Raw genomic sequence first — 14398 nt, forward strand, 5'->3', positions numbered from 1 at the left:
ATTGCAGCCTGCCCAATCCGAAAGCCCTCCCATCACCCGACCTTCCCGCCTTTTCAGCGTTGCGCTCCTGGCAACGGCATTCTTCACCATTCTGCGCGACTGGTTCGCGGTGCCCGGCTCGGCAACGCTCGCCGCCTCCTGCGTGGGCCTTCTCCTGCTCGTCGCGGTGCCGAGCGCGTCCTGGTCGCGGCGCATGTTCGTGGCGATCGGCGCAGCGCTGGCGCTCGCCGCGATCGCGACACGGGCCGAATGGCGGACGCTTTTGCTGGACGCGCTCGGACAGGGCGCTTTCATCGCCACGTTCTTCGTCGCGCTCGCCACCTTGCGGGCGCCGGCCGCCGTCTCGCCGGCGATCATGCGCTGCGGCGAATATCTGGCGAGCCAGCCGCCGGGCAAGCGCTACATCGCGTTGACCGGTGGCGGCCATCTCTTCGCGCTGATCCTCAATTACGGGTCGATCCAGCTTCTCGGCGGCCTGACCGAGAGCATTGCCGGGCGCGAACCCAACGAGGAACTGCGCGAGATCCGCAACAGGCGGATGCTGCTCGCGATCCAGCGCGGCTTCTGCTCCTCGCTGCTCTGGTCGCCGCTGGCGTTCGCGATGGCGATCACCACCTCCATCATTCCGGGCGCGAGCTGGTCGGCGGCGGCGGGCTTCGCGCTCGCCAATGCGGCGCTCTTCATGGGGATCGGCTGGGCGCTCGATACGATCGTCAAGCCCGTCTATTCCGGCCCACCGCCGGTTTCGCGGACGGTGAAGGGTTCGATCGCGGATTTGAAGCCGCTTCTCGTCCTCCTGTTCGTGATCTTTCTCGGCGTCGGCCTTCTCGAGCTTGCCACAGGCCTCAGGATCGTATCCGTCGTCATGGTCTTCGTGCCGCTCGCCTCGCTGTCTTGGCTGATCCTCGAAGCGCTCGGCGACGCGGCACCGGCGCGGAAGGTCGCATCCCAGCTGAAGACGCTGGCGTTCCGGGAGCTGCCGTCCTACGGCTCGGAGATCGTCCTGCTCATCATGGCCGGCATCATCGGCTCGCTGGGCGCGGCGCTGGCGGTCCCCATCCTGGAGAAATCGGGGCTCGACCTGTCGGCGCTTCCGGTCTGGCTGATCGTGGCGGCCCCCGTCTGGCTGATCCCGCTCTTCGGCCAGCTCGGCATGAACCCAATCCTGTCCGTCTCGCTGTTCGCGCCGATCCTGCCCGATCCGGGCGCCATCGGGGTCTCGCCGATCGCGATCGTCTGCGCGATCACTGCCGGATGGGCGCTCGCCGGCGCCACCTCACCCTTCACCGCGACCACCATGCTGATCGGGCGACTGGGCCATACGACGGCGTTCCGGGTCGGCGCCGACTGGAACCGCACGTTCTTTCTCGTGGCCGCAAGCGCCCTGACCGTGACGGCCCTGATGATCGCAGGCCTCGCACCGGTCTGACAACACAACCGGCAGAACGCCGCCGCGGACCGGCGCCCGACCGGTCGGCGGCCGCCTTCGGGTAGATCCGGCGAACGGCTGACCATCGTCCCGAAGGACCGGAAGCGGTGTTCAAAAAGTCCGATGCGGGAGACCGACGTGCCGGCCGGACGATCGTCTAAAGCTGGTCCAGAATGTTCTGGGCCGAGGTCTTTTCGGCCTGGCCCGGCGAATCCTCGATCGCGAGCGTTTCGACGACCCCGTCCCTGACGATCATCGAGAAGCGCTTCGAGCGTGTTCCCAGCCCTCCGGCGGACAGGTCGATATCGAGACCCGCGGCCTTGATAAATTCGCCATTGCCGTCGGACAGGAACAGGATCTTGCCGGACGCCGCCTTGGCCTCTTCCCAGGCCCCCATCACGAAGGCATCGTTGACGGCCACGACCGCGATCTCGTCGACGCCCTTGGCGCGGATCTCGTCATTGTGGTCGAGGAAGCCGGGCAGATGGTTCATCGAGCAGGTGGGCGTGAAAGCGCCCGGCACCCCGAACAGGACGACGGTCTTGCCCGCGAAGATGTCGTCGGTCGACAGGTCGTTCATTCCATCCGACGTCTTGGTTCGGAAGGTGGCGTTGGGAAGCTTGTCGCCTGTCGCAATGGTCATGGATTGGCCCCTCAAAATGATCGATCGAACGCCCTGCCCGCCGGACGGCGGATTAGTCGCAGGGTAAATAGGTCGCGGACGAGGCGATGCGAGTCCCGATGTCGGATTGTCCGAACTAGCGGGTCATGGCGCATGATCGGGCGTTCGGTTCGGCGTCGATCATTCCCACGCGAGTGTTCCGAACCAAGCCGTTAGAGCTTACTGCCGAAACGTTGCACGAGTTTTCGGGTAACATCGTCCGTATCAATAATAGCTTAGAGCGCCGCTTCTTCTACCTTTACCTTCCCAGGCGCGTACGCTCGGCGCTTTCGAGCGATTCGATATTGAGCGTGCGGGTCAAAAGGGCACGAAGGACGGCGCGCACACGCTTGTTGACTCCATTGGCCAATTCCTCGTTTTCGTCAACGTCGACCGCGAGCTTGTCATAGAGGGATAGAAGTCTGTTTTGGACGGTTCGGAGGCTGACGCCTTGTCGCAATGCGATCTCCTTGTCTGGGAATCCAAGAGCGAGATCGAGCAGCACGGCGTATTCGCTGTCGGTAAGGCTTGAACCTGCCTCACTCCCGCGCGCCTGTATGCGGTGCATCTCGCGATCGATCGTGATCTGGCCGAGAACCAGGACGGAGCGCAAGGCCAGATGCAGCCGTTCGCTCGAAACAGTCTTGAGGACGTAACCGTAGGCGCAGTCCTCCGGAACGATGCGCGCGATACCGCGCAAATAGGCCTCATCGGCATAATTCGACCAGAACAGGATGCGCGTATGAGGGCGCTCTGACCATATTGTGCGGGCGGCCTCGATCCCGTTGCGGCGCTTCATCTGCAAATCCATGACGACGCCGCCCACGTCGGGCTGGCGTGCCAGATCCTCCGCCTCGGCGCCATCGCCCGCCACGATGATACTTTTTGCCTCGGGAAGCGCCCGCGCGACCTGCTCCTCGAGATAGGCCACGTGGAGAGCGTCGTCTTCGACGAGCAGGATCTTCAAAGTTCACCCGCGCCACAGGCTTGATCGTGTTCGACAACCCTTGAAACCGGAAGACACACGCGAATACGCGTTCCGCCCTCGCAATGGATGGAAAAGTCCGCAGCGATCAGGCGCGCGCGCGTCCGCATGTGAATGAGCCCTCCTGGGGCGGATCGGTCCTCGATCGATGGCAGATGGTCCGGCAACCCCATACCATCGTCGGCGACCGAGACCATAATCGCATCGTCCATGGCGCCGATGTCGACCATGATCGTCTTGGCTCCCGAGTGCCCCGCGGCATTGTTGACCGCTTCCTGCACGATGCGGAAGAGAGCCGTTCGGATCGTCTGGGCGAGTTCGTCTATGGCGCCGCCGGTGCGGTCGTCGAACCGAACCGCGATGCCGCGCCCCGCGACCGCCCGTTCCAGATGAATGCGAACCGCATGGGCAAAGCCGAACATGTCGAGGATGGACGGGACCGCCTCGTCGATGATGCAGCGGAGATCCGAGATTGCGTCGGAGAGGTACAAGATGATCTCGCCGGTATCGATCCGGCTCCCGCCCGCTTCGAGCGTCCGTAACAGCCGGGTGAGGTCGGCGAGGGTCTGGTCGTGAAGATCCATCCCGATCCGTTGCCGCTCCTGCTCCATCGCGCTCGTCAGTTCGAGCGCGCCCTGCCGCAGGCCTTCCTCCCGCGCCATCAATTCGGCGCGCCGAATGGCAGCCAAGCGGGCACGCTCGGAAATGCGCAGTGCGTGAAAATAGGGGGCGATGACGTCGGCGACGTGCCCGATCGCGGCAATGTGGCGAGCGGCGTAGCGTCCCGGACTGAGAGAGGAACAGGACAGGACGCCGATGGTCCGTCCCATCACCATCATGGCGACATTCACGCGGCTCCGCAGCTTGAGATCGAGTATCGGACCGCTGTTCGAGCCTGGAAAGAGGTAACGTTCGTCGCAAAGGGCATCGTCGGTCAGCATGAACCGGATGTCGCCTGTGAGGATCGCGCGAAGGGGCGAACAGGAGACTTTGGTGCTTTCGTGGCTCCAGTGGGTCTCGAAGCCAACTTCGTAGGAGGTGCACCAGGCTTCGGCTTCGTCGAGGAGACAAACGTCCACATGGTCGACGTCGACGATGTCTCCGATTTCCGAGACGATCGCTTCCAATGCGCCGCGAATATCCACTTGACCGGCGAGGTGGCTTGCGATGCGCAGATAGGTGCTGTCGGCAGCGATACTGGACGTCGATGGATGCTCGGCGCGCATGAACGGTTTCCTTCTCGTCGTACCGGTGCAGAGAATGGACATGGATGATGCCGATGCAACCCATTGGCCGATCGGGCTGGATGCGGGAACCCGCACATCGCTTGCGGTCCTCGGTCTTTACAGGGCGCCGGCTATCCTGCGACGATCGGACCGGCTTCGGGAGGACGAAGCCTTTCCGGATAGGGGACGGCCTTGCCCGAACGAAGGCCATGGGAGGAATTATGAAACAACGCGTCATCCTAACGGCGTCCGCTGCCGTCATCCTTTGCCTCGGCGCTGCGGGCGCGAACGCGCAGAGCGCCGGCAAGTCGATCGCGCTCTCCAATAATTATGCCGGCAATTCCTGGCGCCAGGCGATGATCGAAAGCTGGGAAGAGACCACGAGCAAAGCCGTCGAGGAGGGCGTGGTCGGCTCGGCCGACGCCTTCACCACGGCCGAGAACTCGGCCACCGAACAGGCCGCGCAGCTGCAGAACATGATCCTGCAGGGCTACGACGCCATCGTTCTCAACTCCGCCTCGCCGACGGCCCTCAACGGTGCGGTGAAGGAAGCCTGCGACGCGGGGATCACCGTCGTCTCGTTCGACGGGGTGGTCACCGAGCCATGCGCATGGCGCATCGCGGTCGACTTCAAGAAGATGGGCACCGACCAGATCGACTATCTTGCCAAGCGCTACCCGGATGGCGGCAAGCTCTTGGAGATCCGCGGCCTTCCGGGCACTTCCGTCGACGAGGAGATCCATGCCGGTATCGTCGAGGGCGTGAAGAACCATCCGAATTTCGAGGTGGTGCGCGAGGTGCAGGGCGACTGGACCCAGACCGTCGCGCAGAAGTCGGTGGCAAGCGTGCTTCCGAGTCTTCCCGACGTCGTCGGCGTCGTCACGCAGGGCGGCGATGGCTACGGGGCTGCCGAAGCGTTCAAGGCCGCGGGCCGCGAAGTGCCGACCATCATCATGGGCAACCGCAGCGACGAACTCGGCTGGTGGAAAGAGCAAAAGGACGCCAACGGCTACGAAACCTTCTCCCAGTCGATCGCCCCCGGCGTCTCGACGCTCGCCTTCTGGGTCGCCCAGGCGATCCTCGACGGCAAGGATGTGCCGAAGGATCTCGTCGTCCCGACCCTGCGCATCGATCAGGACGGCCTCGCCGAGGGGATCGAGATGACCCCGGACGGTGGCGTCACCAACCAGGAATACACCCGGGAGCAGGCGGCCGAGCTCGTTTCCTCCGCGAAGTGAACGGCTCCTCGCAAGACTGAACCATGACCCTGCCCGCCTCCGGATGGATGCGGCCAGGGTCACGGCACCCGCCCGACGTGCCCGTCGTCGGGCGATGGTCCTCGCTTTACTGCCTGTTTCCTGGAGATGCCGATGTCTGGACCAATCGAGGATGTCGCGCTCGTCGCGCTCTCCGGCGTGACGAAGTCGTTCGGCGCGGTGCGTGCGCTCGCGGGTGTCGATCTTGCCGTGCGGCGGGGCGAATGCGTCGGGCTCGTCGGTCACAACGGGGCCGGCAAGTCGACGCTGATGCAGATCCTTGCCGGAACGCGGACCCCGACGGACGGGCGTTTCGCGCTGGCCGGCAAGGACATACCCATCGCCGACGTGTCGGTTTCGAGGGCGCTAGACGCCGGCATCCGCTGCGTTTTCCAGGAACTGTCCCTTTGTCCGAACCTCACGGCGACGGAAAATGTCCGCGTCCGTCATGCTACGCTTTCGGGCTTTGGATGGCGACGCAAGGCTTCGCGGCTCCTGACGGAGGCGCTCGACTCGATCTTTCCCGGCCACGGCATCGCACCGGCAGCGACCGTCGGCGATCTGAGCCTTGGACGCCGGCAGATGGTGGAGATCGCGATCAACTTTATCGTAACGGATGCCGCGGAGCCGAAGCTCGTCATTCTGGATGAGCCGACCTCCTCGCTCGACCAGAGCGTCGCCTCGCAGCTTCTCGCCTTTGCCCGCCGGTTCGTGGAGCGAGGCGGCAGCGTCATCCTCATCTCCCATATCCTCGGGGACATCTTCTCGACCGCGAACCGCATCGTCGTGATGCGGGACGGAGCCGTCGTCGCGGACCGGCCCGTCGCGGCATTCGATCGGGCGGGGCTCGTCGCGGCGATGGGCCACGTAGCCGAAGACAGGGATGGACGAAGAGAGGCTCCGGCCAAAAGCCTTCGAGAAGGCGAGCCGATGGTGGTCGCGATGCCGCCGCGCCAAGAGGACGAGAGCCGCGTCGCAGTGCATCGCGGCGAGATCGTCGGCCTGGCAGGGCTTGCCGGCCACGGCCAGACCGCGCTCCTCCGCCTCGTGCACCATGCCGTCCATCACCGCTCCCGCTACGCAACGGTCAAGGGGCGCATGGCCTTCGTCGCCGGCGACCGGCAGAGCGACGGCGTCTTTCCGCTGTGGTCGATCGGCGAGAACGTGACGGTCCGGTCGCTGCCGTCCCTGTCCCGGTTCGGCCTCGTCTCCTCCAGGCGCGAGGCTGCGATGGAACGGGAATGGAAGGAGACGTTGAAGATCCGCACGCCAGACATGGACGACAATATTCTGACCCTGTCCGGCGGCAACCAGCAGAAGGCGCTTTTTGCAAGGGCGCTCGGCTCCGATGCAGAGATCATCTCCATGGACGATCCCATGCGCGGCGTCGATGTGGGCACCAAGCGCGAGGTCTATGAGCGCATCCGCCAGGAGGCCGGCAGGGGGCGTAGTTTCCTCTGGTACACAACGGAGTTCGACGAATTGCTGCACTGCGATCACGTCTACGTTTTTCGGGAGGGACGCATCGTCGCCGAACTCGGGCGCGGCGAGTTCGACGAGGAGAAGGTGCTGCAGGCCTCCTTCGAGGAGGCTGCAGCATGATCGGCCATCCCGATCCCAAGCTTCTGCGCGCAGCCGTCCCGGCCCTCTCGCTCGCCCTTCTCCTCGTCGCAATCTTCATCATCCAGCCGCGCACGATGAGCTATTTCGGCTTGAACCTGATGCTGAACCTGGCTTTGCCGATCGCATTCGCGACCATGGCGCAGCTCTTCATCCTGACGGTCAACGATCTCGATCTCTCGATCGGCGGCTTCGTCTCGATGGTCGCCTGCATCGCGGCCACGTGGCTGAACGAGACGCCGCTTCTCGGCATCGCCGCGCTGATCGCCTCGATCGCAGCCTACGCGGCGCTCGGAGCGCTCATTCACCTGCGCAATCTGCCCTCGATCGTCGTGACGCTCGGCATGTCCTTCGTCTGGCTTGGCTGCGCGGTGCTCATCCTACCGAGCCCTGGCGGAGCTGCACCCGCCTGGCTGACGGCGATCGTCAAGTTCCAGATGCCGTTCGTCCCTCTGTCAATCGTCGCTTGCGCTGGGCTGGGGCTCATCGTCCATCTCGGTTTGATGCGCTCGGCGGGTGGCGTCGTCCTGCGCGCCTCCGGCGGCAATCCCCAAGCCGTCGCGCGGGCGGGCTGGTCGCTCCTGAAGCTGAAGGTGACCATGTACGCGCTCGCCGGCACCTTCGGCGTCATTGCCGGCCTCATTCTCGTCGGCACCACGACCTCGGCGGATGCGAATATTGCGCTTCGTTACACACTGCTCTCGATCGCGGGCGTGATTCTCGGCGGCGGCGAGTTCACCGGCGGGCGCGTCTCGCCGATCGGCGCCGTGCTCGGCGCCCTGACACTTGCCCTCGTAGGCTCGCTTCTCTCCTTCCTGCGCATCGCGCCGGAATGGCAGATCGGCGCCCAGGGGCTCATGCTGATCGTGGTCCTCGCACTGCGCTCCCTCGTCAACCAATTCGAGGAGCGAGCCGCATGAGCAATTCCCTCGCACGGCTCCAGTCAGTCTGGCAAAGCGCGCCGTTCGCCTTCGCCTTCGTCGGCGCCGGCATCATCTTCGCGGTGACGCTGGCCGCCAATCAAGGAAGCGGAGCCGGCCAGATCGTTTCGGCCGCGCTCGCCTTCGGCAGTTTCTATGCGCTGGTCGGCATCGGCCAGATGTTCGTCATCACGTCGGGACCCGGTAATATCGACTTGTCGGTGCCGGCGAACATCGCGCTCTCGGGCGCCGTCGCCATGAAGGTCATGGCGGGATCGGATGCCATGATCGCGGTCGGCGTTCTCGCGGCGCTCGGCTGCGGGACCGCCATCGGCACGGCGAACTATGCCCTCATCTCGGTCCTGCGCATTCCGCCGATCATCGCGACTTTGTCGTCGAGCTTCGTCGTCCAGTCGCTTGCCATCGTTTATGGGCGCGGCCTGCGCATCTCGCCGCCGCCCCTGCTCGCCGATATTGCGACGAACCGCGTCGCTGGCCTGCCTATCCTTTCGATCCTCGTCATCGCACTTGCAGCCGTCATGGCGATCGTCCTCCACCGTTCGGTCTATGGACGGTTTCTGACCGCGATCGGCCAGAACATGAACGCGGCGAATCTCGCCGGCATCCAGGTCGGGCTGGTCCGCTACGCAACCTACGTCCTCTGCGCGCTCTTCGCGGCTCTGTGCGGCGTCATGCTTGCGGCCTTCTCCGGAGGCGCTTCCCTGAACATGGGCGAGGAGTATCTCCTCGCTTCGATCGCCGTCGTCGTCATCGGGGGCACGTCGGTCGCCGGCGGCTTTTCCAACGTCTCCGGCGTCTGGGGCGCTGCACTCTTCCTCTATCTCCTCGTCACCATGATGAACACTTTCGGCGTCGGCTCGGGCCTGCGGCAGATCCTGACCGGTCTCATCATCGTCGCGGTCATCACGCTCGCCGGCGGCAAGCGCGGCGCCCGAGACTAGCAAGGCCCCTGACATGCGTATCCGCGAACCCTACGAAATCCGCGACGAGCGGTTCCGCTCGATCTGCCTTGCAAACGTCGACCTCCACCAGATCGACGATACCAGTCACTGGGCCGAGGGACCCGTCTGGTTCGGCGATGCGGATTGCCTCCTGTGGAGCGACATCCCGCAGAACCGCATCATGCGCTGGACGCCGACCGGTGGCGTCTCGATCTATCGGGCAGCCTCGAACTTCGCGAACGGCCACACCCGCGACCGGGAGGGACGCCTCGTCTCCTGCGAACATCTGACGCGCCGTGTCACCCGCACCGAACGGGATGGGCACCTGACGGTTCTCGCGGACCAATTCGAAGGAAAATGCCTCAACTCGCCGAACGACGTCGTCGTGCGGCGCGATGGTACGATCTGGTTCACGGATCCCACCTACGGCATCCTCACAGATTACGAGGGCGACAGGGCTATGCCCGAGCAGACGGCGAACGGGCTCTATCGCCTTGATCCGCAGACCGGGAAGCTCGAACGCATGATTTCGGACTTCGTCCAACCGAACGGCCTTGCCTTCTCGCCCGATGAGCGCACCCTTTACGTCGCCGAATCCGGAGCGTCCCATGATCGGAATGTGCCGCGGATCATTCGTGCCTTCGAGATCGGCGCAGACGGAAACGCCTGGAATGGACGCACCTTTACTGAGATCGACGCCGGCATTCCGGACGGAATCCGCGTCGATACGGAGGGGCGTCTCTGGTCGAGCGCCGCCGACGGCGTCCACTGCTTTGCGCCGGACGGTGCTCTTCTCGGCAAGATCCTTGTGCCGGAAGTCGTCGCGAACCTCTGCTTCGGCGGCATCAAGCGCAACCGTCTTTTCATCGCCGCGACACGCTCAATCTACGCGATCTACGTGAACGCCGAAGGCATTCCGATGACGTAGGTTTCGTTGAAGGGCGTGTCGCAACTTTGCTCCTGAGAGACCGTTTGGGAATGGGTTTTGCCTGGGTCTGATCTGTGATTCACACTCTGGATGTGGACATGACAGACCCGAGCGAGAATGGCTTCGATCGAGCGAAAGACGAAGCGCTATCCGACTGATCTGACGAATGCGGCGTGGACGACGCTCGCGCCGTTTCTCCCGAAGCCGTCGAACTTTCTCGACTTCGTCGTCGAGATCGTGCGCCGGATCGACAAGGAGGAAGGCTTCAAGGTCGTGCCGCGCCGATGGGTGGTCGAGAGAACCTTCGGGTAAATGATCGGCTCGCGACGCCTCGTGCGCGACCATGAACAGCGCATCGACGTCTCGGAAGCTATGATCCACGTCGCCATGGCAAGCTTCCTACCCCAGCGCATCAGCCATTGAGCCCATTCCCAAACGGACTCTTAGACCCGTGCCATCAACGGCATCGACAAGAATGTCGGCCTCAACCGTGCACTCTGGACGCTGGCGGAGGGTATGCAGCGCTTCGACCTGACCTCTCGAACCGCCGTGCGGGACCTCGGCGAAGTGGAGGCCTGGCTTGAAGAACGCCGCAGGGCCTCCAGAGCGAAGACGGCCAAGCGCGCCGGCGGCCGACGCGATGGTCGGGAAGACCCGACCGGTCGCGGGCCAGGCTCCGGGGCTGGAAGGTCCATGGAAGCTGGATAGGGCATCGGGGTGTGCTTCCGGCCGCCGACCCTTGCGTCGATGCGATTGGCCCGTTGCTGCATCATGTGGCGGCGCCAAACGGTCTGCTACCCCGCTTCGCGGCCGTCTTCGGCCCTGGTCAGAATCCACGCGGTCAAGGTGTCGAGCGCACCGGGGGCGAAGGCATACCGTCCCTCGACAAGAAACCGCGCGACTGCAAGCCACGACCAGCCGTCGGTCAGCTGCCAGTTGTAGGCGGAGGACTTCAGAAGGCCGTGCGTGGCGTCCGACCAGATGACAATCCGGCTACGGCCATCCCGCCTTGCGACGAGGTCGCGATAGATCGCGGCATTGCGCTGCGGATCGACATTCAGATCCTCCGCACCCCAGATTGCAAACAGCGGCAGGTCGAGCTTGGAAAGCGCAGCGCGCGCGTCGGCGTCTCGATTGATCCGAATGAAATTCCAGCGATCGGGCGACATCCCGGCAGGCGCTTTCGCCACCTTCGCATCCTGTTTGAAGATGCGGTCGTCTTCGAGGTTCTGATTCGCAATCGCTTGATCGACAGTTCGCGGATCAAGCCCCTCCCGGGCGAGCCGCACGCGCGTGAAATATTCGCCCTGATCCTGCCACGACACCGCGGCGCCGATCAGCACAAGAAAATCCGCGTCGCCGCGCGTCAGATCCGGCAGGACCCATCCGGCCTGCGAAAACCCGACGGCACCGCGCGCAAGACCATCGAAACGACGTGCCAGGACCCGGAGGGCCGCGCGGGTCTCGGCTGTGCGCTCCCCCATGGTTTGGTGCAGCCAGTTTCCCTGTGACGCACCGACGCCGGGCTTGTCCCAGGACGCCACGGCAATACCGCGATCCAGCATGGCGTTGATCATAGGCGCGTATCCGCCCGACGACGTGCGATCCTGCGCCCCGTCCCCATGCACGAAGACAACGGCCGCCCGAGGCGCCTCGTCGGGAAGCCAGAGCGTTCCCGAGATGGAAGCACTCGCGCGGGCGAAGTCGAAACTCTCGCTGTTGCGCCGATCAAGGTCATGGTCGGCCAAGCGCCATAGGAAGAAACCCGCAGCGGCGGCCAGAAGGAGAACGATTGTCAGAACCGGGCGCAATCGCAATTGTATCCCTCTCCATATCATACCATCTGATAGGATATCCATGGAGGCGGTGCAATGGTGACAGATCGTGACATGCTATCGTTTGAGATCGAGGCCGGCTTTCGTCCTGTGCACCGCCAACGCGCGGCACAAGGATACTGGCGCGCATTTTCGCGCAAGCTGCGCTATCCGCTCGGTCCCGAGGGGAAGGCGGTCGATTTCATCAGCCGTGTGATCGATCCCGAACATGCGATCAGTGCGGTGTCGCACGATGGAGACTTCCTTGGCGTAGCCGGCTTCAAGTCGCCGGAAGGGGCGTTCATCGACGGTGGTTTGAGGGATCTCGTCGCGACGTACGGATGGATCGGCGCGGCGTTTCGCGCCCTGTTGATCAGCACTCTGGAGCGAGATTGTGAGCCGGACAGCCTGCTTATGGACGGGATTTTCGTCGAACCGCACGCCAGAGGCAAGGGAGTCGGGAAAGCCCTGTTGAAGGCGATCGAGACGCAAGCCGTATTGATGGGCCTTCGGAAGGTTCGACTTGACGTTATCGACACCAACCCGCGCGCCCGCGCTCTTTACGAAAGGGAAGGCTTCGTCGCGACATCGGTTCTGCCGCTTGGGCCGCTGGGTCCGGTTTTCGGTTTCGCGAGAGCGACACGAATGACGAAGCCGGTCGGGATCTGACAAAAGCGTCATCACGCAAGCGGCCAAGGATCGACGGCGGTTTCCGCCGGTCCGCCCGTCCGTTCACAAGGCTCAACGAGCCGGAACGTGCCGGACTGCGTGTCCGATCGGGGGCGGATGAGGAGGTGTGCCGGTTCCTGTTTCGAAACCGATTCCCCCTGCCCCATCCCATCTCCGTCCGGGCCGGACGCTATGAAGCGCAGCGTCCATATCCTTGTGCGAAGCCCGATGACCCCGCGGTGCATGCCCCAAAGCGGCCTAGGGATTTCGGACCAAACGCGCAGCGCAACCCGTCATTCCCACTCGATCGTGCCGGGGGGTTTGGAGGTGACGTCGTAGACCACGCGGTTGATGCCCTTGACCTCGTTGATGATGCGCGTCGCGGCTTGGCCGAGGAAGTCCATGTCGAAATGGTAGAAGTCGGCGGTCATGCCGTCGACCGACGTGACCGCGCGCAGCGCGCAGACGAATTCGTAGGTGCGCCCGTCGCCCATCACGCCGACGGTCTGCACGGGAAGCAGCACGGCGAAGGCCTGCCAGATCGCGTCGTAGAGCCCCGCCTTGCGGATCTCGTCGAGATAGATCGCGTCGGCTTCGCGCAGGATGCGCAGCTTGTCGCGGGTGATGCCGCCCGGGCAGCGGATGGCGAGCCCCGGCCCGGGGAAGGGCTGGCGACCGACGAAGCGGTCCGGCAGGCCCAGTTCGCGCCCGAGAATGCGCACCTCGTCCTTGAAGAGTTCGCGCAAGGGTTCGACCAGCTGCATGTTCATGCGCTCGGGCAGCCCGCCCACATTGTGGTGCGACTTGATCGTGACCGAGGGCCCGCCGGTGAAGGACACGCTTTCGATGACGTCCGGATAGAGCGTGCCCTGGGCGAGGAAATCGGCGCCGCCGAGCTTCTTGGCCTCGGCCTCGAAGGTCTCGATGAAGAGCCGGCCGATCGTCTTGCGCTTGACCTCGGGATCCATCTCGCCCTCGAGGGCGTCGATGAACAGATCCTCGGCCGCGACGTGGACGAGCGGGATATTGTAGTGGTCGCGGAACATGGTCACGACCTCCTCCGCCTCGTTCATGCGCAACAGCCCATGATCGACGAAGATGCAGGTGAGCTGGTCGCCGATCGCCTCGTGGATGAGAACGGCGGCCACGGACGAATCGACGCCGCCCGAAAGCCCGCAGATCACCTTCCGGTCGCCGACCTTCTGGCGAATGTCGGCGATCGCCTTGTCGCGGAAGGCCGCCATCGTCCAGTCGCCCTTGATGCCGGCGATCTTGTGGACGAAGTTGGACAGAAGCCTTGCCCCATCCGGCGTATGCACGACCTCCGGATGGAACTGGACGCCGTAGATGCGGCGCGCCTCGTCGGCGATCACCGCATAGGGTGCGCCGGCCGAGGCGGCGATGATCTCGAACCCCTCGGGCAGCATCGTCACCCGGTCGCCATGGCTCATCCATACCTGATGGCGCGTGCCCTCGGCCCAGATGCCCTCGAACAGCGGCGAGGCCTTCTGCACCTCGATGAAGGCGCGCCCGAATTCGCGGGTGAGCCCGCCCTCGATCTTGCCGCCGAGCTGCTCGCAAAGCGTCTGCTGGCCGTAGCAGATGCCGAAGATCGGCAGGCCGGAGGACAGGATGGCGTCCGGAATGTCCGGCGCGTTCTCGTCGGTCACCGAGGCCGGCGATCCGGAGAGAATCACCGCCCGCGGCCTCAGCGTCGCGAAGGCCGCCTCGGCGGACTGGAACGGAACGATCTCGGAATAGACGCCAGCCTCGCGCACCCGGCGCGCGATAAGCTGTGTGACCTGGGAGCCGAAATCGACGATAAGAACGGTGTCTGGGTGCGCTGTCATGATTTATGCCATAGTGTTTCCATGAATGCGGTGCAACACGCGCGTCACGGGCCGGCCTGTCGGCGGCTTTGAAATCCA

Annotated in this window: 12 protein-coding genes and 1 pseudogene; 8 read left to right on the top strand and 5 right to left on the bottom strand. The window is 64.3% G+C overall.

Annotated features, from left to right (window positions below):
• The first annotated feature begins 1 nt into the window (after position 1).
• Positions 2-1429 carry a hypothetical protein gene (locus tag U0C82_RS02185; RefSeq protein WP_322185415.1) on the top strand — a complete coding sequence of 476 codons (1428 nt, stop codon included), beginning with the start codon at positions 2-4 and terminating at the stop codon, positions 1427-1429.
• 157 nt (positions 1430-1586) lie between these two features.
• Here U0C82_RS02185 and U0C82_RS02190 read toward each other — a convergent pair whose 3' ends face one another.
• The 3 genes from U0C82_RS02190 to U0C82_RS02200 form a co-directional block, all read right to left on the bottom strand.
• Positions 1587-2072, bottom strand: coding sequence for a peroxiredoxin (locus U0C82_RS02190; protein ID WP_322185416.1), 486 nt, complete (start codon positions 2070-2072; stop codon positions 1587-1589).
• Between the two features lie 277 nt (positions 2073-2349).
• Positions 2350-3057, bottom strand: a complete 708-nt coding sequence (locus U0C82_RS02195) for a response regulator transcription factor (RefSeq protein ID WP_322185417.1) — start codon at positions 3055-3057, stop codon at positions 2350-2352.
• Complete coding sequence (locus U0C82_RS02200; protein WP_322185418.1) at positions 3054-4301, bottom strand: sensor histidine kinase; 1248 nt, start codon at positions 4299-4301, stop codon at positions 3054-3056. The genes U0C82_RS02195 and U0C82_RS02200 overlap by 4 nt, the downstream gene beginning before the upstream one ends.
• Before the next feature lie 221 nt (positions 4302-4522).
• On the opposite strand from U0C82_RS02200, the gene U0C82_RS02205 reads away from it, so the two are divergent.
• From U0C82_RS02205 to U0C82_RS02230, 6 genes and pseudogenes are all read left to right on the top strand, one after another.
• Positions 4523-5539, top strand: coding sequence for an ABC transporter substrate-binding protein (locus U0C82_RS02205; RefSeq protein ID WP_322185419.1), 1017 nt, complete (start codon positions 4523-4525; stop codon positions 5537-5539).
• 132 nt (positions 5540-5671) lie between these two features.
• Positions 5672-7159: a sugar ABC transporter ATP-binding protein gene (locus tag U0C82_RS02210; RefSeq protein ID WP_322185420.1), complete on the top strand. Its 1488-nt coding sequence runs from the start codon at positions 5672-5674 to the stop codon at positions 7157-7159.
• The gene (locus U0C82_RS02215; RefSeq protein WP_322185421.1) at positions 7156-8097 is read left to right on the top strand and encodes an ABC transporter permease; all 942 of its coding nucleotides are present in this window, start codon (positions 7156-7158) and stop codon (positions 8095-8097) included. Before U0C82_RS02210 ends, U0C82_RS02215 begins: the two co-directional genes overlap by 4 nt.
• Entirely contained in the window at positions 8094-9059 is a 966-nt protein-coding gene (locus U0C82_RS02220) for an ABC transporter permease (RefSeq protein WP_322185422.1), read from the top strand. Before U0C82_RS02215 ends, U0C82_RS02220 begins: the two co-directional genes overlap by 4 nt.
• A 13-nt stretch (positions 9060-9072) precedes the next feature.
• On the top strand, positions 9073-9987 hold the full coding sequence (locus U0C82_RS02225) for an SMP-30/gluconolactonase/LRE family protein (protein ID WP_322185423.1): 915 nt from the start codon (positions 9073-9075) through the stop codon (positions 9985-9987).
• A 213-nt stretch (positions 9988-10200) separates the two neighbouring features.
• Positions 10201-10410 (top strand): annotated as a pseudogene (locus U0C82_RS02230) (transposase); the annotation flags it as partial.
• Between the two features lie 371 nt (positions 10411-10781).
• Here U0C82_RS02230 and U0C82_RS02235 read toward each other — a convergent pair.
• Positions 10782-11798, bottom strand: a complete 1017-nt coding sequence (locus tag U0C82_RS02235; protein ID WP_322185424.1) for an alpha/beta hydrolase — start codon at positions 11796-11798, stop codon at positions 10782-10784.
• A 78-nt stretch (positions 11799-11876) separates the two neighbouring features.
• Here U0C82_RS02235 and U0C82_RS02240 point away from each other — a divergent pair, with 78 nt between their 5' ends.
• A complete protein-coding gene (locus U0C82_RS02240) occupies positions 11877-12470 on the top strand; it encodes a GNAT family N-acetyltransferase (protein ID WP_322185425.1) in 594 nt (197 codons plus the stop codon).
• 293 nt (positions 12471-12763) lie between these two features.
• Here the strand turns inward: U0C82_RS02240 and guaA are convergent, their stop codons facing one another.
• Entirely contained in the window at positions 12764-14320 is a 1557-nt protein-coding gene (gene guaA, locus U0C82_RS02245) for a glutamine-hydrolyzing GMP synthase (RefSeq protein ID WP_322185426.1), read from the bottom strand.
• Positions 14321-14398: the final 78 nt, after the last annotated feature.

Source organism: Fulvimarina uroteuthidis (assembly GCF_034321785.1).
In the GTDB taxonomy this organism is placed as follows: Bacteria; Pseudomonadota; Alphaproteobacteria; order Rhizobiales; family Rhizobiaceae; genus Fulvimarina; species Fulvimarina uroteuthidis.